Origin of the sequence: Sinomicrobium pectinilyticum (assembly GCF_003725735.1) — a bacterium.
GTDB classification, from domain to species: Bacteria; Bacteroidota; Bacteroidia; order Flavobacteriales; family Flavobacteriaceae; genus Sinomicrobium; species Sinomicrobium pectinilyticum.
The window spans coordinates 1-22,249 of the sequence record NZ_RJTM01000011.1 but is presented as its reverse complement, the minus strand read 5'-3'; the positions used below and the strand labels follow the sequence as shown (position 1 = coordinate 22,249).

Here is a 22,249-nt window from a genome sequence, read left to right as displayed (position 1 = left end):
GTTTCTAAAAGCCCAGGATAAATTTAGCAATGAGGAAATATATAAGTATCCCCAGCACATCATTACTGGTCGTTATAAAAGGGCCGGTAGCCACCGCGGGATCAATCCCCCTTTTATCCAGAAAAATAGGAATGAAAGTACCTATAACGGCGGCATTTACAATGACCGTAACCAGCCCTATACAAATAGTAGCGGAAACCTCGTATTCCGTACCAAATGCAAAATGACTGATCACCAGAACAATAGCAGCTATGGCTATGCCGTTAATAAGTCCGAGTGAAAACTCCTTGATCAAACGGCCGAACACTTCTCCTTTGATAGTGTCATTGGCAAGCCCCTGTACTACAATTGCGGAAGATTGTACCCCTACATTTCCTGCGGTGGCCTGGATAAGCGGCACAAAACTGAGCAGAATGGGAAACTGTTTCAATGCATCCTGAAATCCGTTGATGATACTCGCAGCTCCAAGTCCGCCGAACATTCCGATCAACAACCAGGGCAGCCGGGCCTTGGTGAGTTTCCAGATATTGTCATCGGCTTCCACGTCCTGCGTAATACCCGCGGCCAGCTGGTAATCTTTCTCCGCTTCTTCCCTGATTACATCTACAATATCATCTATCGTAATACGCCCCACCAGCCTACCGGCTTCGTCCACTACCGGAATGGCCTCAAGGTCGTATTTGGACATCACCCTGGCCACATCTTCGGCCTTATCGGTCACGATGACATAGTCTACTTTGGGGATATATACATCGCGGATATGCGTTTTTGTAGAAGTCGTCAGCAGGTCTTTCAGGGACAGCCTTCCCTTGAGCCTGTCATTGTCGTCCACCACGTAAATGGAATGGACCCTGGTAACATGTTCCGCCTGCTGGCGCATTTCCTTCACGCAGGTAAGTACATTCCAGTTTTCATTAACCTTAACCAGTTCCTTCGCCATAAGTCCCCCGGCAGAGTTCTCGTCATAACGGAGCAGTTCCACAATATCCTTGGCATGCTCTTTATCTTCGATATGAGAGATTACTTCTTTCTTTCGCTCTTCGGAAAGTTCGGCTATAATATCAGCTGCATCATCGGTATCCAGCTCCAGGAGCTCATCCGCAATTTCTTGGGGGGAGAGGTTATCCAGTATTCTTTCCCGGACGTCATCATCCAGTTCGGTAAGGGTATCGGAAGTCTTTTCACTATCCAGTAATTTAATGAGATAGGTAGCTTCCTCCAGGTTCAGTTCGTTTATAATCTCGGCGATGTCAGCATAATGCAGTTCATTGAGGATCTGCAACAGCGTACTGTTGTTTCTTTCCTCTATGAGCTGTTCTATCTGCTCTAAAAGTTCATCACTGAGTTTAAACGGCGCCATTCTCTATCTTTTGCGTTAACCGGATAAAGTCCTGAACGCTTAATTGTTCGGGACGCTGGCCAAAGATAATATCTTCTTTTAAAATATCGGATAATCCCAATGTTTTTAAACTGTTACGAAGGGTTTTCCTCCTTTGGCCAAATGCTGTTTTTACTATTTTAAAGAAAAGTTTTTCATCACACGGCAACCGGAAATCTTCTTTCCTGCGCAATCTCAATACTCCCGATTTCACTTTCGGCGGTGGTGTAAATACATTTTCCGACACTGTAAAGAGATACTCCGCATCGTAAAAAGCCTGTACCAGCACGGAGAGTATACCATAGGCTTTGCTTCCCTTTTTCTCGCAAACCCGTTCTGCCACTTCTTTCTGGAACATCCCGGAAAACTCGGGGACCTGCTCGCGCATATCAAGCATTTTAAACACGATCTGCGAGGATATATTATAGGGGAAATTACCTATAATAGCAAAAGGCTCGTCCTTAAGGACCTCCCTGACATCATATCTGAGGAAATCTTCACTGATAATCCGGCCCGAGAGACCGGGATAATGCTCTTTCAGATAGGCTACGGATTCCGTATCGATCTCTACCACATAGGTGGAAATATCTTTCCTGAGCAGATATTTAGTGAGTACTCCCATTCCGGGGCCTATCTCCAGAACGGTCTTATATCCCCGGAGCGTAAGGGTATCCGCAATTTTTCCGGCTATATTCTCATCGTTTAGAAAATGCTGCCCCAGGTGTTTTTTAGGTCTCACCTTATCTTCTCCGGTAAAGGGAGAATGCTCTTTCCTGATCCTGTTTCTTGTCATTTTTTCCCTTGTATATCCCGGATACGGTCCCAGGTCTAATGTTCACTAATTATTTCCAGCTCCGTTCGAAAGGTGACGAATTTATCGGCAAAACGTTTCTGTTCTTCTTCTCTCAGCCGCGAAGCATCTTCTTCATAATATTTCTCCAGGGTAGCTTTACTGTCGGTAAAATATTGTACGGAATATGTAATCCCCCCCATCTCTTCCTCTACAAGTACTTTAAGCATCCTGGCATTAAGGAACTTTCCGGTAGCCAGCATATCCGGAATATGGGTCTCACGCATCCAGATCAGCCATTCGTCATGCACGGCCTCATCAATATTTATGGTAATGTTATAAATGTACATCTGGGTTTTGATATAAAGTTTGCCGGGTGTTGTTTCAGGTACCGTCTCCCCTCAACTTCCGGAACGCTTTCCTCGATTCGACAAAGTAAATGCTGTCTTCATGCTCAAAGATGATCTTTTCGTAATACGGAATGGCTTTTTCCGGTTCTTCCAGGCGATATTCGTATAACTGCCCCAGAGCAAAAAGGGCGTCGTCCATCCAGATGTCATACGGATAAAACTCAATGATCCTCAGATAATTGTACTCTGCCTTTTTATACTGATGCCCTTTTTCAAAAAGTTCCGCCTGCCGGAACAGCGCTTCATCTTCGATACTTTCCCCCCGGTGGTTGGCAAGCACCGAATCGAGCAGTGCTATGGCTTTACCCGTTTTATTCTGGTACGCATACAGATCGGCACGGGCGTAGGTTTTCAGGGCAGTATTTGTGGAATCCCCAAGGATATTATCCGAGATAAGCAGACTGAGCTGCATGGCATCATTGGCAATAAGCTGCGACCCGGATTCCCGCAAAACCTTTAACTGTGTGAGTGCCCAGTCAAAATCTCCTTTGTAAAAACTGGTCTGGGCCACCTTGAAGCGGGCTTCCTGGGCTATTACATCATTTTTTACCATCTTCTGCACCTGCGAATAATAGATAAGGGCACGATTAAATTTTTCCGAATATACCAGCACATCCGCGTAAGCCATTTTCACCCTGGCCTCTTCCAGGGCATTCAGCGGGATCTCGTCCAGTATTCGCTTCAGTAGTTCTTCGGCCTTAGCCATATCTTCCATCTGGAAGGCCCGGAACCTGGCATAAGCTACCTGTACCTGCAGCGTACTGCTATTAAGCCCGTATTCCTCCAGCAAGGCCCGGAACCTGTCTTCTATATCATCATAGACAGATGCATCGCCTTTTTCAATCTGCATCCGCAGTATATTAAGATGGGCCTCTAACTGTACGGAAGCTGTCCCCGTATTTTCTATTATAAATTCGAATATTGCGGTTGCCGTATCATTGTCCCCGTCATTCATGGCCATAATCCCCAGGTCAATGACAGGCTGCAGACTAACGGTTTCGGCTCGTTTAAAAATGGCTTTCTCCTGGGTAAAGGCCGAAGCGTACTGTCTTTGGCGGATGAACAGCCAGCTCAGTAATTCGTTCCACAAAATATCGGGAGAGGCCTGTGCCCTTTTAAGGATCAGTTTCCGCAATAACTGATTGTTCGGATGGGAAGCATCATCGGTAATAAACTGCGAAATAATCCGCTGCACATGCGACAGGTTCATATTCTGCCGGGAAGCAATAAGGTCAAGAAGGCTGCTGTACATCTTCTCCATATTTCCTTTTTCCCCGTATATCTGTGCTACCTGGTAGTCCACGTTCAGCCGGGGATCCAGTTCCTTGCCTCTTTCATAAACAGCAATAGCTTCATCCAGCAGGTTCTTCTCCTGGAAGTTCCGTCCCACAGTATAGGTATAAGCGGGGCGGTCCTCAACCGCCTTAAAGGCCTTGTCATAATATTCCCCGGCCTTTCCTTTTTTTCCGGCCAGGGCATAATTGTACCCGAGTTCTACAAAGTAGGTCGGCGAGGCATTACTCTTTTCCAGCTGCCGGAGCAAAACGGCTTCGGCCTCATCGTATCTTTCAAGTTGCTGATAACACGCCACCAGGAGCTGTAACTGATTGGTCCTGGGGTTTTCTTTATACAGTTTCTCATACAGGGTAAGTGCTTTTTCAAATTCCCCCCTGTCAAAATATTGCCTGGCAAGTATATCTTCCTGGGAAAAAAGCTGAAAAGCAAACAAAACACATATGCAAAAACTGATTGCTTTCATGGATTTACAGGTTTGTAAGGACAGGGATCACCCGGGGCTTTCCATCATCCCGGGTGGAGTTATAAATATCGTTTTCAAGCAAATACCGTATCCGTTTTACACAAAATGAAGCGTAATTCCCTTCCGGGTATTCCCTTTGCTCACCCAAGTTACGAAATTCTGTCAAACCCGGTGTAAGGTACCAGAACATCCGGTATCCTTATACCGTCTTTATCCTGGTAATTTTCCAGGATACCTGCAAGCACCCGGGGAATGGCCAGCGAGCTGCCATTGAGGGCATGACAAAGGGTCATTTTTCCTTCTTTGTTCTTAAAACGCAGTTTCAGCCTGTTGCTCTGGTAGTCTTCGCAATTGGAAACCGAACTGATTTCCAGCCATCGGTCCTGCGCCGTTGAAAATACTTCAAAGTCGAAGGTTATGGCGGCAGTGAATCCCAGGTCCCCACCGCAAAGCTGGAGGATACGATAGGGGAGTTGCAATTCTTTCAGTATACCTTTTACGTGTTCTACCATTTCGTCCAGGGCCTTATAAGAATCTTCCGGACGGGTAATCTGTATGATCTCTACTTTTTCGAACTGGTGTAAACGGTTCAACCCTCTTACATGAGCACCGTAAGATCCCGCTTCTCTACGGAAACAGGGTGTGTGCGTCGTGGCTTTTACCGGGAGTTCGTCTTCCTGTACGATAGTATCGCGGTAACAGTTGATCATGGGCACTTCCCCGGTAGGGATCACATAGAGATCATCTTTTTCTATGTGGTACATCTGTCCTTCTTTATCCGGTAACTGCCCGGTTCCGTAACCGGAAGCTTCATTGACGAAATAGGGCAGGAAATACTCAAAATATCCCGCTTCGCGGTTCTTATCCAGGAAATAGCTTATCAATGCCCTTTGTAACCTGGCTCCCTTGCCTTTATAGACAGGAAACCCGGCCCCGGTGATCTTACTCCCGAGGTCAAAATCGATAAGGTCATATTTTTTGGCCAGCTCCCAATGCGGCAGGGCGCCCTCTTCCAGTTGCGGTATATCCCCGAGGCGGAACACTTCTATGTTATCCTCATCCGAAGTTCCCGGAGGAACACTCTCATGGGGGATGTTCGGTATGCGGTACAACACCTCGTTAAGGGCTGCAACTGTTTCATTCAGCTTTTCATTCAGCTCCTTGGATTCGGTTTTGAGTGCCGCGGTCTTTTCTTTAAGCACATTCGCTTTCTGATGCTCTCCGCTTTTAAACAGGCTACCTATCTCCTTCGACAATTTATTAGACTCTGCAAGGGTATTGTCTAATGCAGCCTGAGCTCCCCTGCGTTCTTCATCCAGCCGTAGCGCCTCGTTTACCAGCTCTTCGGCTTCCTTGCCCAGGTTCCGTTTTTCAAGTCCGCGGATCACCCGGTCCTTGTTTTCTCTAATAAATTGTAATTGCAGCATTGTTAAATAGGTAATTTTTATGTTGAAAAAATCCTGTCCGCCCTTTTTTCCGGCCGAGCGACAAATTTAAGAAGATTTCAGTCAATTTCAGGGCTTATTTTCCTGCGAATTCCCTTTCTCCTCATCCGGTGATGACAATTGTGTTTTCCTCTCCGGTTCGGGCAATATCCAGGTACTGTGCCGATAGGGGTCCCACTTCTCGGCAGCAAGGTCCGTTTCAGGGTCTATAAAGGTATGAGAAGGCCGGCGGTTAACACTCACCTTACCTATGGCGTAAACAGCAACGTCTTTCCCTTCTGCAGCATATTCTTTTTTTAGCCGCTGTGCAAATTGCCATATTACATCCGGTTTGGTAGCCACAATTCTCCGCTGTTTAGGGGAAAGACGATCTTTCGGGTATACCAGTTCCGCCTTCCCGTTTTGCTTATCCACTACTTTAAAGTGGATATAGCCACCTTTGCTCCGCAGCATCATCCGCCAACTCATACGGTGTGCCTCTTCCGTCCAGAGCACGTCGCCGGGAATAAACCAATGGCGTAACGGAAGGGCAAGCTGGATCAGGAAATAGACCGCTCCCACCCATAAAATAAGGTTCTTATACCCAGGCACCTTCACTTCTCCGGCGGTATAAAGCGGTTTTCTTTTCAGAAAAATGTTCCGTACGGTCCGGGGCTCAAAGAAAAAGAGGGTAAACCCGAGAGACATATATGGGAATATACCGATCTGAAAGACAAAGGAATTAAAAAGATGAAAAACAACCGACGCCAGAAAAGCAATTTTCCTGGTGGGTTTCCACAGCAGTAACGGTACCACCAGACCATCAAAAAGTATACCCGCCCAGGTGATAAATACATGTACCCAGTGCTGTTGCAAAAATCCGCCGACCACAGGATAATTTTTTCTGCCAAGCATCAGGTTTTCCACCACCGTATAATTCAGCCAGTCCGGGTACAGCTTTGCGACGGAAGCAAAGGTATATACAATGCCAACCTGCAGGATAATGATAACCGAACACCACCCGGGCATGGAAATATCCCGGATATTCTCATTTTGTTTCGCATCTACGGAAAGGTAACGGTTTGCCGGCAGCACCAGCATGAGCAGGCATATGAGAATAAGCAGGTAATAATGGTTATTGTAGGATGCCTTCTGCATCAGGTATGTCGCCGTCCACATCAGCGTGAAGGCTGCCATACTCCAGCGGTATTTAAACCCTATCATAACAAACAGCCCGAAAACCCCCATCACGGCATAGTAGACGTACATCCAGTTACCGGGAAGCGGCTGCAGCCAGTCGAAACCGATAAAATTAAAGGTGAATTCCGGTTGTATCAGTGTCCTTTTTATCCACCCGGTAAATATGGCCCCTACGGATTCCAGGAAAATCAGCAGTCCGAAAAGAACCCGGAAAACGATAAGCGGTGCATTATCTATGCGTTTGAACAGGAAGGCAGTCATGGATATGTATGGGTATCAGGTTTCACCCCCCCTGCCCCCCTCAAGGGGGAACTGTAACGTCTTTTGAAAAAGATGAACTCCCCCTTGAGGGGGGCAAGGGGGTGTTCCAGGTTATAAAATTAAAAGTTCCTTATAGTTTTCCAATATAATCAAGGGCTTTTTCCTTGTCTCTGTCCAGCTGGGCCGACAGGACTTCCACCGACTCGAAACGAACCTCATCCCGCAATCTTTTCAGCATATCTACCTGTATCTTTTCTCCGTAAATATCCCGGTCGAAATCAAAAAAGTGTATTTCTATAGATTGTGTAGTGCCGTTTACTGTGGGATTAAAACCGATGTTCATCATTCCATATACAGTTCTTCCGGCTATCCTGCTCTTCACCACATAAACTCCGTTCCGGGGAATGAGTTTATATTTTTCCGCAATCCGCAAATTGGCCGTCGGGAAATTGATCTGTCTTCCGAGTCCTTTACCCTTTACGATTTCACCGGTAAGCATAAAATCATAACCCAGGTATAAATTGGCGGTTTCCATGTCCCCTTCATGCAATGCCTTCCGTATTTTAGTGGAGCTTACGGAAACCTCATCAACTTCTTCCACTCCGATCTCTTCCACTTCAAAATCATATGTTTCCCCGAATTTCACGAGGTCCTTTATCGTTGCCGTGCGGTTTCTGCCAAAACGATGGTCATAACCTATGATCACTTTTTTGGCACGGAGTTTTTCCACTATAATACCTTTTACGAACTCCATCGCTGTAAGACGGGAAAATTCCCGGGTAAAGGGGTATATAATAAGCTGATCGAGACCACTCTTTTCCAGTATGGATATTTTTTCATCCAGGGTGTTTATCAGTTTGATATCCGCATCCTGCTGCAGAACCATCCGCGGATGGGGGAAAAAAGTAAAAATGGTAGATTTTAAATTATTGGCCTGCGCACTCGAAATAAGCTTGTCTAATATTTTTCTGTGCCCTACATGGACTCCGTCAAAAGTACCTATTGTTACTACAGAAAAGCCGGCTTCACTATCGTCTGAGAGTGTTTTTTTAATAATCACGAACAAAGATTTTTATCCAACACTACAAAGTAACAAATTTTAATTGTCTAAATTCTATATTCACGTGTATAAAAAGGGATTGCTAACCATACATCATCCATCTTTTCTATGGAAATTTCCTGGTATCGGCTTTATGGGATCGAAAGGTAAAATCGCGGAGCCCGGGGAGCGAAGCTTCGCTTTTTCACGGCATTAATTGCAAATTATTATTTACATTTACGATTATATAATGGGCCTATGAAAAGAATCCTACTTTCTTTTATACTCTTACTTTTTCTCTCCCTGTCCGTAACTGCACAGCAAAATCCCTGGAAAAAAGTATCTCTCGACCACCAGCCTGCTTCCATCCTCCGATCAGGACAGAAGGCAGATGGCTACCGTCTGGAACTAAATACTCTTCAAAAAAACCTGGGCACAACCCCCGGAATGCGCACCACATTACAGGGCAAAGGCAAAAAAATAGTTTCCTTCCCGGTTAAAGATGGTGCCATAGAAGATTTTGAAGTAACAGAAATCCGGTTTCTCCCCGAAAAACTCTCTCAAAAATACCCCGGCATCAGGTCATATTCCGGAAGATCGATGGCCAACCCGCAAACGGAAATACGCTTCAGCATGGATGATTTCGGGTTCCACGGCGTAATCCATGACAAAGCGGGTACTTATTACATCAATCCGGACGACCAAAACAAAGACATTTATTTCCTGGCGTCCCGGCAATCTTTTTCTCCGTATGCACGGGAATTCGAATGTATGGCAAAAGAAGAAGCCAGGGTTATGGGACTAAAGAGTTCTATCACACAAAGAGGACCGGATGACGGGCAAATGAGAACTTTTCGCCTTGCTCTGGCGTGCACCGGGGAATTTGCACAGTACCATATCAATGCTGCCGGGGTAAACAACGGAACCAATGCGCAAAAAAAGGCAGCCGTACTTTCTGCCATGAACACTATTATGACCCGTGTCAATGGCATTTACGAAAGGGACTTGTCGCTCACCATGCAGCTTATCGACAACAATGACGAACTTATCTTTCTCGATCCGGATACGGACGGAATGACCAATAACGCAGGAAGGACCCTTATCGATGAGATACAGCCTGTTATAGATAATCTTATAGGCACCGGAAATTACGACATAGGCCATGTTTTCAGTACGGGAGCCGGTGGAATCGCACAGCTTAACTCCCCCTGTACGGCTTCGAAAGCAATGGGGGTTACCGGAACATCTTCCCCGGTAGGCGACCCTTTTACGATAGATTATGTCGCTCATGAAATGGGGCATCAGTTCGGGGCTACCCATACCTTTAACAATAATTGCGGCGGTGAAAGAAGCAACGGGACTGCCGTAGAACCGGGGAGCGGTTCTACCATTATGGCATATGCCGGTATATGCCCCCCCAATGTACAAAATAACAGCGATCCTTATTTTCACGCGGTCAGTATTGCCCAGATCTGGGAAAATATCACGGAAGGGAACAGTACCTGTGCCACATTGGAAAATACCGGCAATCGGGCACCTTCGGCAGATGCAGGTGCAGATTATGTTATTCCTGCCGGGACTCCCTTTATGCTCTCCGGTACCGCTTCCGATCCGGATGGGGACGCGCTCTCTTATAACTGGGAACAGACGGATAACCAGATCTATGAAGGTTACCCGGAGGCGTCTTCCGCAGGCGGCCCCGTATTTCGTTCTTATAGCCCTAACGGAGAGCCGATCCGGTATTTCCCCCGGTTGAACGATATTCTTTCGGGAGAATTGGCAAACACATGGGAAGTACTCCCATCCGTTCAGCGGGAACTGAATTTCTCCTTTCTGGTACGGGACAATAATCCCGCGGGAGGACAAACGGCAAGGGACGATGTACATATTACCGTAAATAATGATGCCGGCCCATTTATTATAACATCTCACCAAAATACAAAAACCATGACCGGCGGGAATACGGAAACCGTGACCTGGGATGTCGCAGGAACCCACACAGGTGCCGTCTCCGCCGAACTGGTAGATATCCTGCTTTCTGCGGATAATAGTTTTAAAGATCCCGTTATACTCGCTTCCGGTGTACCGAACAACGGATCGGCCACTGTAATTGTTCCCGGGGGGATCAGCACTTCTCAGGCCAGGATCATGGTAAAACCACAGGGAAACATCTTCTTTTCCGTCAATACAGCAGACCTTACCATAGAGCCCTCCGGTTTTATGCTCGACTTCGAAAGTCTCTCCGAAAAAATATGTCTCCCCGATGAGGCTGTTTATAATTTCGTATATCGTACATACGAAGGGTTTAATCATGAAACGGTGTTTACTGCCGAAGTCCCGGCAGGCCTTAATGCCACATTTACGCCCGCTTCGGCAACTGCAGACGGCACCACGGTAGAAATTAAAATAACGGGGATCTCCGCTACAGGAGAATATGCTGTCAAGGCTGAGGGAACATCCGGGGGACAAACCCTGGATATCCCTTTGTTACTGGAAGTGTATGACCAGGATTTTGAAAATGTGGTACTTTCGGCTCCGGCAAACGGTGCGGAAGAACTTCGCCCTTCCTTCGGAATTACTCTCGAATGGGAAGAATCTCCCAATGCCGAAGCCTATGATATCCAATTATCCGGGCAAAGCGATTTCTCCACGATACTGGAAACCGCATCGGTAGCATTTCCTTACTTCGAACCCGAAACCCTGGAAAACGACCACACCTATTACTGGAGAGTAAAACCCAAAAATCCCTGTGGTGAAGGTGAATACAGTAATGCTTTCTCTTTCCGGACCCTCGAAACGCAATGCAAGACCTATGTTAGCGGTGAACCCGTGGACATTCCGGCAAACCGGGCTTCAACAGTAACATCCTCCCTGGCCATTACGGATGATGATATCATTACAGGCGGGATTTCCCTGTCACTTGACATAACCCACACTTATATATCCGACCTCACCGTAAGCCTTACTTCCCCCGCGGGAACTACCGTACGTATCCTTTCCGGTATCTGTGACGAAGCACAAAATATAAATGCCGTATTCAGCACCACAGGCGAATCCGTAACCTGTAATAACAATCCGGCTGTGAGCGGCACCGTAAGACCTGTGGAACCTCTTACCCTGTTCCGGGGAGAATCCATGCAAGGTACCTGGACGCTTACGGTTGAGGACTCTTATGCTGAGGACGGGGGCACAATCAATTCCTTCGGCATTACCAGGTGCTCTTCCCCCGCAGCGGATAATTTTAGGGTAAAAATTACGGACGAATCCTGTAAAGATACCAAAGACGGTATTATAGACGTACAGGCGGAAATTGCCCTGAACTACCAGGTGAAATTCAGCGGAAACAATACGGACATCACAGAGAGTTTTACGGATAGCTGGCAGGCAACTAACCTGAGCCCCGGCAGCTATCAGTTGTGTTTTACCATAGAAGATAACCCGGTGTACATGCAGTGCTTTGATGTAGCCGTAGCACCCTCAGGTGACCTCTCCGTTTATTCCGAGGTCAGTGCGACCGGCAATACTGTTAACCTGCGGCTGGACGGAGGAGCATTATATACCGTTGAACTTAACGGAACACGAATGGAAACGACAGAAAATAATGTAGCCCTGAATCTGAGATCGGGGAAAAACACTATTGTTATCAAAACAGATAAGCCATGCCAGGGCGTCTACGAAGAAGAGATTTATATTGCTCCGGATGATGTAGTGATCTATCCGAACCCATTTTCGGATAGTGCCAGTGCTTATCTCGGCAGCAATATTTCCGGCGAACTCCATATTTCCGTGTATTCCCTGTCGGGCAGACTGATAACTTCCCTGAGCCATACCGACGCCCGCAAACATATCGATTTAGGACTGCATTCCTTTCCTCCGGGCGTATATCTCGTAAAAATCAAGGGAAAAGACATTCGCAAGACCTCCAAAATTGTAAAAAGATAAGAAATAATACTTCTTTTTGAAAAACTCTCATTTCGACACCTGTCGAATATTTTTTATTACTCATAGCGATATTTAATGTTAAATTATTCTTATATTCGTTACCCCAATCCTATATTTTTAACATTAATCTACGCCTATGAGAATTTTTTACTTCTTTATTTTATTGGTGGGAATTCTTTCCTGGAGTTCATGTGAGAACGACGATGATTCCGCCGACAATGTTTCTTTAACCGTAAGTGCCGATACCACAATGGTACAGGTGGGAGAAACCATAACCTTCTCCGTTACAACAAACAAAGGAGATGACGTAACCTCTTCCTCTACCATAACCATTAACAATACGGTATTGGAAGAAAATACTTTCACCCCTGCCCAAACCGGCACATACAGGGTAAGAGCTAGTTTCGAAAACCTTATTACCACTTCTCATTATGAAGTAGTGGCGGTGGACCGTAAAGCCTCTTCCATAGAAATTTCTTCGGAACAGACCACATTGAGCCTCGGAGAAGTATTTTCTTTTCTTGTAACAACAGATACAGGAGTTGACGTTACGTATGAGTCTGTCATCACCGTAGGCGAAGATACGCTGGAACGAGAAAGGTTCTTACCGGAACGGCCCGGAATTTTCTCCGCAATGGCAACTTATGCAGGACTGGAAAGTGCTCCGATTGAGATTGAAGTACTGCCGAATTCTATTTCGGTAGAAGCAGATAAAAGCGATATTCTTCTGGGCGAATCCGTCACTTTCACTGTTTTTGCCGACGCTGATATAGATATCACTTCCGAAGCAACCATTCTGGTCGGCGAAGAAGAAATAGAAGGCAACTCCTTTACACCCGGAGAAACAGGTACTTATACCATAACGGCTACCTATGGTGAATTCACCAGTGATCCTGTTGAAATCAACGTTTCGGACAACTTCTTTGTCCTGAATGACACCACTTATGAAACCCCGACCGGTACTTTTGCATACTTCGGGACCTTTCAGGGAGAAAACGGACTGGAATCCATATGGGCATTCAATCCTTTTCTCGAAATAGATAATGGTGACGGTACAACCGGTTATCCCAATGACCTGTATATTTACATTGCATTGGAACAACCTGAGACAGGAGATCTCGTATTTCCTTCAAACGGCACCTATACCTATCCGGGAGGAACCCTTCCCGAAATCTTTGATGCACAGGTTTACTATGACAATAACCCATGGGTCGGAGCAGACGAATCCTTTGAGAACATCACATTGGATATAACGGGAATGGAGACATGGAATAATGCCGAAACTACCGTGGAACGAATTGAATATACCATCACCAAGGAAGACGGCTCTACGGTAACCGGGCAGTACAGCGGCCCTCTCTTTGCCTGGGATGCTTCCGGAAGCAGAAGAAAAAAGGAAAAAACTGCTATAAACATACCTTTCATACAACAAGGAACTTTCAGCAAAAGATAATTCAATCCCCGGACAAGTCGCAGAACATTCCGGGGAATGAAACCAATGCACCCATTGATTACCATATAAACCTAAACCCGAATATCCATGATAAAAAAATTACTCCTTATCGCGTTTGCCCTATGCCTGTTTGCCGGTTACGGACAAAACCCCGTATGGAACCCGACAAACGGAGCGGGAAAATCAAAAATATTGCCCAATAAAGCACACCTGTCTTCCGGAAAGACCTATACCCTGGATATAAAAAGCCTTAAAAGGTCCCTGCGCAATGCCCCGTTGCGGGGACAGGCTACGGGAAGGTCGAACACCATTCTGGAATTTCCCGATTCCGAAGGAAAGATGGAGAAATTCCGTGTTTACGAAGCCCCGGTGATGCATCCTGCGCTTGCTGCCAGATATCCGGAAATAAAATCGTATGCAGGACAGGGTATTGATGATCCTTCTGCAAAGATCCGGTTCAGCATATCCCACCTCGGATTGCACAGCATGAAACTTTCCGGTGACCACGGATCTGTATTCATAGAGCCTTATTCCGAAGACAGAAAAGACTATATAGTCTATGACCGGAAAAAATCAAAAGCCATGTCCGGCTTCGAATGCACCGTCAGGGATGGTGTTATCCGCAGGACGGGAGCAACTGCCGGCAGGAATGCAGATGACGGTATATTGAGGACCTACAGGCTGGCACTTTCCGCAACCGGTGAATACACCCAGTATTTCGGCGGTACAAAAGAAGATGCCCTGGCTGCAATGAACACCACAATGACAAGGGTAAACGGTCTTTTTGAAAATGATTTTGCCATCACAACGGTGCTGATCGAAAATACGGATGAAGTAATCTATACCGATCCGGACTCCGACCCGTATACCGGGAACTATAACAGCCAGCTGCAAAATACCCTGACCAGCGTTATCGGTGAAGAAAATTATGATATCGGCCATGTATTTGTGCAGGGGAGTAATAACGGAAATGCAGGGTGTATCGGTTGTGTATGTGTGGACAACAGTAAAGGCAGCGGTTTCACCTCGCATTCCATACCAGAAGGGGATAACTTCGATGTAGACTTTGTGGCACACGAAATGGGACACCAGTTTGGTGCCAACCATACCTTTGCCATTCGGGATGAAGGCACAGATGCTCATTTCGAACCGGGAAGCGGTTCCACCATTATGGGCTATGCCGGTATAACCGGTGCTACGGACATACAACCGCACAGTGATCCTTATTTCCATGCTTTCAGCATAGAACAGGTTACCAATTATGTAAAGACCACAACCTGCCAGACCGACACACCTACAGGGAATAATACACCTACGGCCGATGCCGGTCCGGATTATACCATACCGAAAGGGACTCCTTTTACACTCACCGGAACAGGTACCGATGCGGACAGCGACGACGAACTTACCTATTGCTGGGAACAAATGGATGAGGACGATGCTTTAAACCCGTTTCCGAGTGCTACGGCAACTTCCGGCCCCGTATTCCGGTCCATTACGCCTTCCACGTCAAAAACACGTTTTTTCCCGGCAGTCTCTACAATACTGGAAGGTAATACTTCCTCCCAATGGGAAACTGTCCCCGAAGTTGCCAGGGAACTTAATTTCCGGCTTACGGTAAGAGACAATCGTGCCGGGGGAGCGGCCAATAACAGCGACGACTTAACCCTCTCCGTCAGTGGCGAAGCAGGGCCTTTTATGGTTACTTCCCATGATGCACCGGCAAATATTGCTTCCGGGAGCACTCAAACCGTTACCTGGGATGTTGCCGGGACCAATACCGGAGATATCAATGTACAGGCCGTAGATATCCTGTTTGCTACTTCCGATAATTTTTCCGAACTCATACCTCTTGCCAGTAATGTGGAAAACAACGGAAGTCATGAGATTACATTTCCGGATAATGTGAACACGGATAACGGGCGGATTGTCATAAGAGCAGTAGACAATATCTTCTTTGCCGTAAGTAAGGGAGACCTTGCCGTCAGGGAATTTGCCCTGGCATTCGAGAATACGGATTTCATAGCCTGTAAGCCCGATGACCTGGAATTTTCCTTTACATACCAGGCCTCTCCCGGATTTGCCGGAGAAGTCACTTTTTCTGCTACTGATATCCCGGAAGGAGCAGATGTCAGTTTTGAACCGGCAGTAGCAACGGAAACCGAAACTGAAGTAAATGTTATTGTTTCCGGAATAGACAGTATATCTGCAGGGTCCTATGCTTTTACTATTACCGGAACGTCGGAAGAGGATCTTACGGACCAAAGAGAAATAACTGTGGAAGTCCATGACAGCGGAGAACTCGGAACCGTATCCCTTACAGCCCCGTATAATGCCAGTGATGTCAATACAGGCATAACTCTACAATGGGAAGAGGTCCCCGATATACAGTCATACACCGTCCAGGTAGCGACCGATGAAGATTTTTCTTCCGTACTGGATGAGGCATCCGTAACAGATCCCCATTACAGCCCGCAAGGACTGGAATATGACCTGACGTACTACTGGAGGGTAAAAATCATCGGATTTTGTGGTGAAGGAGAATACAGTGAAACCTTCTACTTTCATACCTCTACCTCCGCTCCCAGTTGCGATATGACCGAAAACAATACCCCGGTTATCATAGATAATACCACGGCCAATACTGTGACCTCTACCATTGAAGTTACCGGAACCGGGCAACTTACGGACCTGTCTGTAGGCCTGAATATTTCCCACACGTATGTTTCCGATCTCACCGTAAGCCTTACCTCTCCATCAGGCACTACAGTGGTTATCCTGGAAGGTGTATGCGGTGGCAGTGAAGACATAAACGCTTCTTTCAGTGACACCGGCTCTCCGCTGGAATGCAGCTCTACAGCCCCGGCGGTCAGCGGCAATATACAACCACAGGAACTGTTTGAAGTATTTCAGGGGGAAAATATAGAAGGAACATGGACCCTAACCGTTGAAGACGGCTTTGCTTTAGACGGTGGCGCTCTTAATTCGTTTTCGCTGGACATCTGCTCGGAACCACCTTCCCCGGATTTACCCGCAGATAATTTTGCACTTAAAACCACCAGTGAAACCTGTCGCGGCAATCAGGATGGCTCCATAAGCGTGGAAGCTATTGAAATATCGGACTACCAAGCGGTGATCACCGCGGAAGACGGCACGGAAATAACAGGGTCTTTTCAGTACTTTTGGGAAACTGCCGGACTGGATGCCGGGAATTATACGATGTGTATTACCGTAGACGGTTATCCGAATTACGAACAGTGCTTCGACCTTACAATTTCCCAACCGGAAGCATTGGCCGTACTGTCTGCAGTAAATGAGGCCAGCCGTACACTAGAACTGGAACTCCGAGGAGGAGAACTTTATACCATACAATTAAACGGAATGACAACACAAACTTCCGAAGGCAAAATATCTCTCGACCTGGAACCCGGAGAAAACGAATTAACCGTGAAGACAGGTAAAGACTGCCAGGGGGAATATCACGAAAAGATCTACATAGCCCCGGATGACGTGGTAGTTTACCCGAACCCCTTCCGTGAAACCACCAGGGTCTTTATAGGAAATGCCATTGAAGGCGATATTCACATCTCGGTTTTCTCCCTCACAGGAAAACTGGTAATGACCCAAAATTACAGCAGGAACAACGGGGGTAGTGAATTCGAATTACAGGCCTCGGATCTTGTACCGGGTGTTTACCTTATAAAAATAGAAGGAAAACAGTTCAAAAAAACCTTTAAGATGGTAAAATTATAACTGTTTTTAAGTGAAAAAAGACAAAATTTCTTAGTTTTAACCAATACTACGAACAATGAAAAAATTAGCATTAGGCCTGGGCATTGTATTTTCATGTATGATTATAAGCTGTAGCAGTGATGATGACAACGCCCCCTCGCAACCCGGAATGGCCACCCTTATATTTCCCGAAAATAACTCGGAATGTACTGCAGGTGTCCCTATAAATGACAATGAGAGCAGAATCCCGTTCGAATGGGAACCATCGGAACACACAGATAGTTATCGTTTACGGATACAAAACCTGAATGACGGTACAAGCCAGGAATACAGCACGGAAGCTACCTCTCTGGAAGCTGTATTACGAAAAGGCGAGCCTTATTCCTGGACGGTAACTTCCGTCAGCACCGAAATTCCGGAAACCACCGAAAGCGAAAGCTGGAAATTCTACAATGCCGGTGACGGTATGGAATCTTATGCCCCATTCCCCGCAACGGCAATATCCCCCGAACCCGGTGAAAATATTACGGCAAAGGGAAATACGGTTTCCCTGCAATGGGAAGGTAACGACATAGACGGAGATATCACCGGGTATGACATATATTTCGGAAACGCCAATCCCCCGGAGACGGCGATAGCAACCGATCTTGAAGAAAGCGAGCTCGATGGTATTGCCGTAACCTCCAAAACAGTATACTACTGGAGTGTTGTCACAAAAGATTCCCAGGGCAACCGGTCCCGATCGGAAGTGTTTATCTTTAAGGTAGATTAGCCCGGACGAAAATCAGACAAAAAGCAGGTATTACCCTTATTTGCCGTTAAAGGTATTCATGGTATTGGTAATTCCGGCAGTGGCAAAAGATCGTATAAGTTCACAAGCCTTTCCCAACCGTTCGGGAAGGGCTTTGTTTTCTTCTTCATTCCACACTCCCAGAACATAATCTATCTGCCTGCCTTTTGTAAATTCGGCTCCGACTCCGAAACGAAACCTGTTGTATTGCGTGGTATTCAGTTGTGCCTGTATATCTTTCAGGCCATTGTGCCCTCCGTCACTTCCCTTGGTTTTCAAACGGATCGTTCCGAAAGGGATGTTGATGTCATCGGTAATAATCAATACGTTCTCCAGGGGTATTTTTTCCTTATCCATCCAGTACTTTACCGCCTTGCCACTGAGGTTCATATAGGTACTCGGTTTCAAAAGTACGAGAGTCCTTCCCTTTACCTTATACAAAGACCTGTCCCCAAGCTTCGCCGTTTCAAATTGAAGGGATTCTTTTTCGGCCAGATAATCCAATATCCTGAAACCGATATTGTGACGGGTATTTTCATATTCTTTCCCGATATTTCCGAGGCCTACGATCAAAAACTTCTTCATAGCGATGTCTTCGTTAGATACGAATGGTTCTTTTTCCCGTTTAAAAATTTTCTTTATAAAAGACAGCATTGCATACTGTTTTGTTACGGGTAAAAATAAAAAACATCCCGACAAGAGCCGGGATGTTTCTACAAAAATATGGTATGCAATTATTTGCCTGTTTTCTCTGCTTTCGCAGCTTCCTGTGCAGCTTTCATCGCAGCACGTGATATTCTCACCTGGCAAACTACGGTGTTGTCCGGGTGCAATATCTTATAATTATCATTGGCAAGGGCAGTAACATAGAGTTTGTTACCGATTTCCATTTCTGAAATATTTGCAGGAATATAATCCGGCAGGTTCTCGGGAAGTGCCTTTACTTTAAGCTTACGCTTCGTAAGACGCAATACCCCACCTTTGATAACACCGGGAGCATTCCCTTCGATCTTAACCGGGATTTCCAGGGTAACTTCCTTATCATCGTGCATCTGATAAAAATCGATATGCAAAATCTTGTCCGTTACCGGGTGAAATTGGATATCCTGCAGGATTGCATTGTATTTTCCTCCGTTTTCCAGGTCAATCACTACGGTATGTACATCCGGAGTGTAAACCAATTTGGAAAACGCCAGTTCGTCTGCCGAAAAGTGTAAAGGGCTATCTCCTCCGTAAAGTACGCAAGGAACCTTTTCAGCATTACGTAAGGCTTTAGTCGACGCTTTGCCCACGCTTTCTCTTTGAGATCCTTTAATTGTAATTGACTTCATTCTATATAAAAATTAAAATATTTCTCTTTACTCCTGCAATCCGGTATACCGGCTTACATTAAAAATTTAGAGCTGATAGAGGTGTTTTGATGTACCCTTTGCATAACATCTGCAAAAAGGTTGGCACAAGTAAGCACCTTCACTTTCGGGCTCTCTTTCTTCAACGGGATCGAATCGGTTACGATCAGTTCCTCCAGCTTGGAATTCTCTATCCTTTCATAAGCATTACCGGACAGCAGAGCGTGTGTTGTAATAGCCCGCACACTGACCGCGCCTTTTTCTATCATCAGGTCTGCCGCCCTGGTAAGGGTTCCCGCCGTATCTACCATGTCATCTACCAGAACCACATTCTTTCCTTCCACATCACCTATCAGTTCCATATGGTCTATAACATTGGCTTTCTTTCGCTGCTTATAGCAGATCACCACATCACTTTCCAGGAACTTGGAATAAGCATAGGCCCTTTTGGAACCTCCCATATCGGGCGAAGCAATGGTAAGGTTATCCAGCTTAAGAGATTCCAGGTAGGGCAAAAATATGGTAGATGCAAACAAATGATCCACGGGTTTTTCGAAAAAGCCTTGTATCTGGTCTGCATGCAGGTCCATGGTAATGATCCTGGTTGCACCGGCAGTTTCCAGCAATTTCGCTACCAGTTTGGCCCCTATCGGAACCCTCGGTTTGTCTTTTCTGTCCTGCCTGGCCCATCCGAAATACGGTAAAACAGCGGTTATATGCCTTGCCGAAGCTCTTTTGGCTGCGTCGAGCATCAACAGCATCTCCATAAGATTTTCCGTTCCGGGGTGGGTGGAGCCTATAATAAATATCCTTGACCCCCTTATAGATTCTTCAAAAGACGGCTGAAATTCACCATCACTGTATTTAGAGAACGTTACACGTCCTAATTCTGTCCCGAAAGATTCTGCAATTTTTTCTGCGAGGACCATGCTTTGCTCACAGGCAAAAATCTTGGGTTCAGGCACTGTATAAGACATTATTATGGTGTTGTTTAGTAGTTTTGTCCTGTTTGTTAGCGAGGTGCAAATTTAGAAATTATTTTGATATGAACACTTTTAATCCGCTTTTTTATTGATTCCCATTCACTTACCTGAAACACATTGCATTACCTGTCTTTCCGGGCCCGGGGCAAATACCCTTTTATGCCAGCATTTGTGCGGCCTTTTTCACGGCGGCTACCAACGCATCAATTTCCTCCCTGGTATTGTAGAATGCAAAACTGGCACGTACCGTGCCGGGTATCTTATAATAGTCCATTACAGGTTGCGCACAATGGTGTCCGGTCCGCACTGCAATTCCGAGCTTATCCACGATAGTGCCTATATCGTACGGGTGGATACCTTCCAGATTAAAAGAAATGACCGAGGTTTTGTGACCGGAGGTTCCGTAGATACGCAACCCTTCTATTTTGAGAAGTTCTTTGGTAGCATAAGAAAGTAATTCATTTTCATAAGCTTCTATCTTATCGAAACCAATTCCGTTGAGATAATCTACTGCCGCTCCAAAAGCGATACCTCCGCAAATATTGGGTGTCCCGGCTTCGAATTTATGGGGCAGACCGGCATAAGTGGTCTTTTCGAAAGTCACTTCGGCGATCATTTCACCACCACCCTGGTAGGGCGGGAGTTCCTGTAACCATTTTTCTTTTCCGTACAGCACACCAACACCCGTCGGGCCGCACATTTTATGCGCGGATGCCACATAAAAATCTACGTCCAGGGCCTGTACATCCGGTTTAATGTGCGGACAGGCCTGTGCGCCGTCGATCAGGACCGCAGCGCCAACATCATGCGCCTTTTCTATGATCTCTTCTATGGGATTTACCGTACCCAGTGCATTGGAAATATGATTACAGAATACCAGCCTTGTCTTTTCAGAGAGCAGGGCTGTATAAGCGCTCATCACCAATTCTCCCTCTTCGTTCATGGGGATAACCCGGAGTATGGCCCCTGTTTTTTCACATAACATTTGCCACGGAACAATATTGGAATGGTGTTCCATAGCCGATACGATAATCTCGTCCCCCTCTTTCAGCAAAGAAGAAAACCCGCTCGCCACGAGATTGATCCCATGCGTGGTACCCGAAGTAAGGATCATCTCGTATGCTTTTGCAGCATTAAAATGCTTTTGCAGCTTTATCCGCGCCTGTTCGTAGGCATCGGTAGCTTCCTGCGACAATGTATGGACGCCCCGGTGTATATTGGCATTGTACCGGGAATAATAATCCACAATGGCATCTATAACTACCTGTGGCGTCTGTGATGTCGCAGCATTATCAAAATACACCAAAGGTTTTCCGTTCACCTGCCGCTGCAGTATGGGGAAATCTTTTCGTATTCCCTCTACGTCAAAAGATGTGGTATGTGAAATTGTAGTTGCCATTGCAAAAAATTAATGAGTTAAAGAGTTAAGAAGTTAAAAACTAAAAGTATATAAACGAGAATTATTTGAATAACATCGGACTTCTCCTTTTTATATATTTAATGTAATTAGCTAACTGTTTTGAAATGAGCAACACCCATTCTTTTAGCTTTTTATACTCCTGCTCTTCTATATAGTCTATTTTCTGTAAAAGATTAAGTAAGTACAGTAAAAGTCAGTGTATCCTGATATACCTCAAGATCTTCAAATGAATTATACGTACCCATTTCCTGAGCTTTTACTCTTTATCTCTTTTCCTCCCAGCTTAATCAACTACCTCGGGGCAAGCCCACGAGGTATA

The 22,249-nt window shown here is 45.9% G+C and carries 15 protein-coding genes; 4 read left to right on the top strand and 11 right to left on the bottom strand.

Annotated features, from left to right (window positions below):
* Positions 1 to 4: 4 nt before the first annotated feature.
* From mgtE to ED312_RS02045, 7 genes are all read right to left on the bottom strand, one after another.
* Positions 5 to 1,360, bottom strand: coding sequence for a magnesium transporter (gene mgtE / locus ED312_RS02075; protein WP_123214344.1), 1,356 nt, complete (start codon positions 1,358 to 1,360; stop codon positions 5 to 7).
* A complete protein-coding gene (rsmA, locus tag ED312_RS02070; protein WP_123214343.1) occupies positions 1,347 to 2,171 on the bottom strand; it encodes a 16S rRNA (adenine(1518)-N(6)/adenine(1519)-N(6))-dimethyltransferase RsmA in 825 nt (274 codons plus the stop codon). The genes mgtE and rsmA overlap by 14 nt, the downstream gene beginning before the upstream one ends.
* 35 nt (positions 2,172 to 2,206) lie before the next feature.
* On the bottom strand, positions 2,207 to 2,518 hold the full coding sequence (locus ED312_RS02065) for a DUF4286 family protein (RefSeq protein ID WP_123214342.1): 312 nt from the start codon (positions 2,516 to 2,518) through the stop codon (positions 2,207 to 2,209).
* Positions 2,519 to 2,552: 34 nt separating this feature from the next.
* A complete protein-coding gene (locus ED312_RS02060) occupies positions 2,553 to 4,337 on the bottom strand; it encodes a tetratricopeptide repeat protein (protein WP_123214341.1) in 1,785 nt (594 codons plus the stop codon).
* A 149-nt stretch (positions 4,338 to 4,486) separates the two neighbouring features.
* Entirely contained in the window at positions 4,487 to 5,764 is a 1,278-nt protein-coding gene (gene serS, locus ED312_RS02055; protein WP_123214340.1) for a serine--tRNA ligase, read from the bottom strand.
* Positions 5,765 to 5,851: 87 nt separating this feature from the next.
* Complete coding sequence (locus ED312_RS02050) at positions 5,852 to 7,222, bottom strand: HTTM domain-containing protein (RefSeq protein ID WP_123214339.1); 1,371 nt, start codon at positions 7,220 to 7,222, stop codon at positions 5,852 to 5,854.
* A gap of 130 nt (positions 7,223 to 7,352) precedes the next feature.
* The gene (locus ED312_RS02045; RefSeq protein WP_123214441.1) at positions 7,353 to 8,282 is read right to left on the bottom strand and encodes a bifunctional riboflavin kinase/FAD synthetase; all 930 of its coding nucleotides are present in this window, start codon (positions 8,280 to 8,282) and stop codon (positions 7,353 to 7,355) included.
* Between the two features lie 237 nt (positions 8,283 to 8,519).
* On the opposite strand from ED312_RS02045, the gene ED312_RS02040 reads away from it, so the two are divergent.
* The 4 genes from ED312_RS02040 to ED312_RS02025 all read left to right on the top strand — a co-directional run bounded on the left by ED312_RS02040 (position 8,520) and on the right by ED312_RS02025 (position 18,160).
* The gene (locus ED312_RS02040; protein ID WP_123214338.1) at positions 8,520 to 12,203 is read left to right on the top strand and encodes a reprolysin-like metallopeptidase; all 3,684 of its coding nucleotides are present in this window, start codon (positions 8,520 to 8,522) and stop codon (positions 12,201 to 12,203) included.
* A 136-nt stretch (positions 12,204 to 12,339) separates the two neighbouring features.
* Positions 12,340 to 13,656, top strand: coding sequence for a hypothetical protein (locus tag ED312_RS02035; protein ID WP_123214337.1), 1,317 nt, complete (start codon positions 12,340 to 12,342; stop codon positions 13,654 to 13,656).
* A gap of 87 nt (positions 13,657 to 13,743) precedes the next feature.
* On the top strand, positions 13,744 to 17,409 hold the full coding sequence (locus tag ED312_RS02030; protein ID WP_123214336.1) for a reprolysin-like metallopeptidase: 3,666 nt from the start codon (positions 13,744 to 13,746) through the stop codon (positions 17,407 to 17,409).
* Between the two features lie 55 nt (positions 17,410 to 17,464).
* Positions 17,465 to 18,160, top strand: coding sequence for a fibronectin type III domain-containing protein (locus ED312_RS02025; RefSeq protein ID WP_123214335.1), 696 nt, complete (start codon positions 17,465 to 17,467; stop codon positions 18,158 to 18,160).
* Between the two features lie 36 nt (positions 18,161 to 18,196).
* On the opposite strand, the gene pth is transcribed toward ED312_RS02025, so the two are convergent.
* From pth to ED312_RS02005, 4 genes are all read right to left on the bottom strand, one after another.
* On the bottom strand, positions 18,197 to 18,832 hold the full coding sequence (gene pth / locus ED312_RS02020) for an aminoacyl-tRNA hydrolase (RefSeq protein WP_123214334.1): 636 nt from the start codon (positions 18,830 to 18,832) through the stop codon (positions 18,197 to 18,199).
* An 80-nt stretch (positions 18,833 to 18,912) separates the two neighbouring features.
* Positions 18,913 to 19,509: a 50S ribosomal protein L25/general stress protein Ctc gene (locus tag ED312_RS02015; RefSeq protein ID WP_123214333.1), complete on the bottom strand. Its 597-nt coding sequence runs from the start codon at positions 19,507 to 19,509 to the stop codon at positions 18,913 to 18,915.
* A 53-nt stretch (positions 19,510 to 19,562) separates the two neighbouring features.
* A complete protein-coding gene (locus ED312_RS02010; protein ID WP_123214332.1) occupies positions 19,563 to 20,504 on the bottom strand; it encodes a ribose-phosphate pyrophosphokinase in 942 nt (313 codons plus the stop codon).
* Between the two features lie 163 nt (positions 20,505 to 20,667).
* Complete coding sequence (locus ED312_RS02005) at positions 20,668 to 21,909, bottom strand: aminotransferase class V-fold PLP-dependent enzyme (protein WP_123214331.1); 1,242 nt, start codon at positions 21,907 to 21,909, stop codon at positions 20,668 to 20,670.
* Positions 21,910 to 22,249 lie beyond the last annotated feature (340 nt).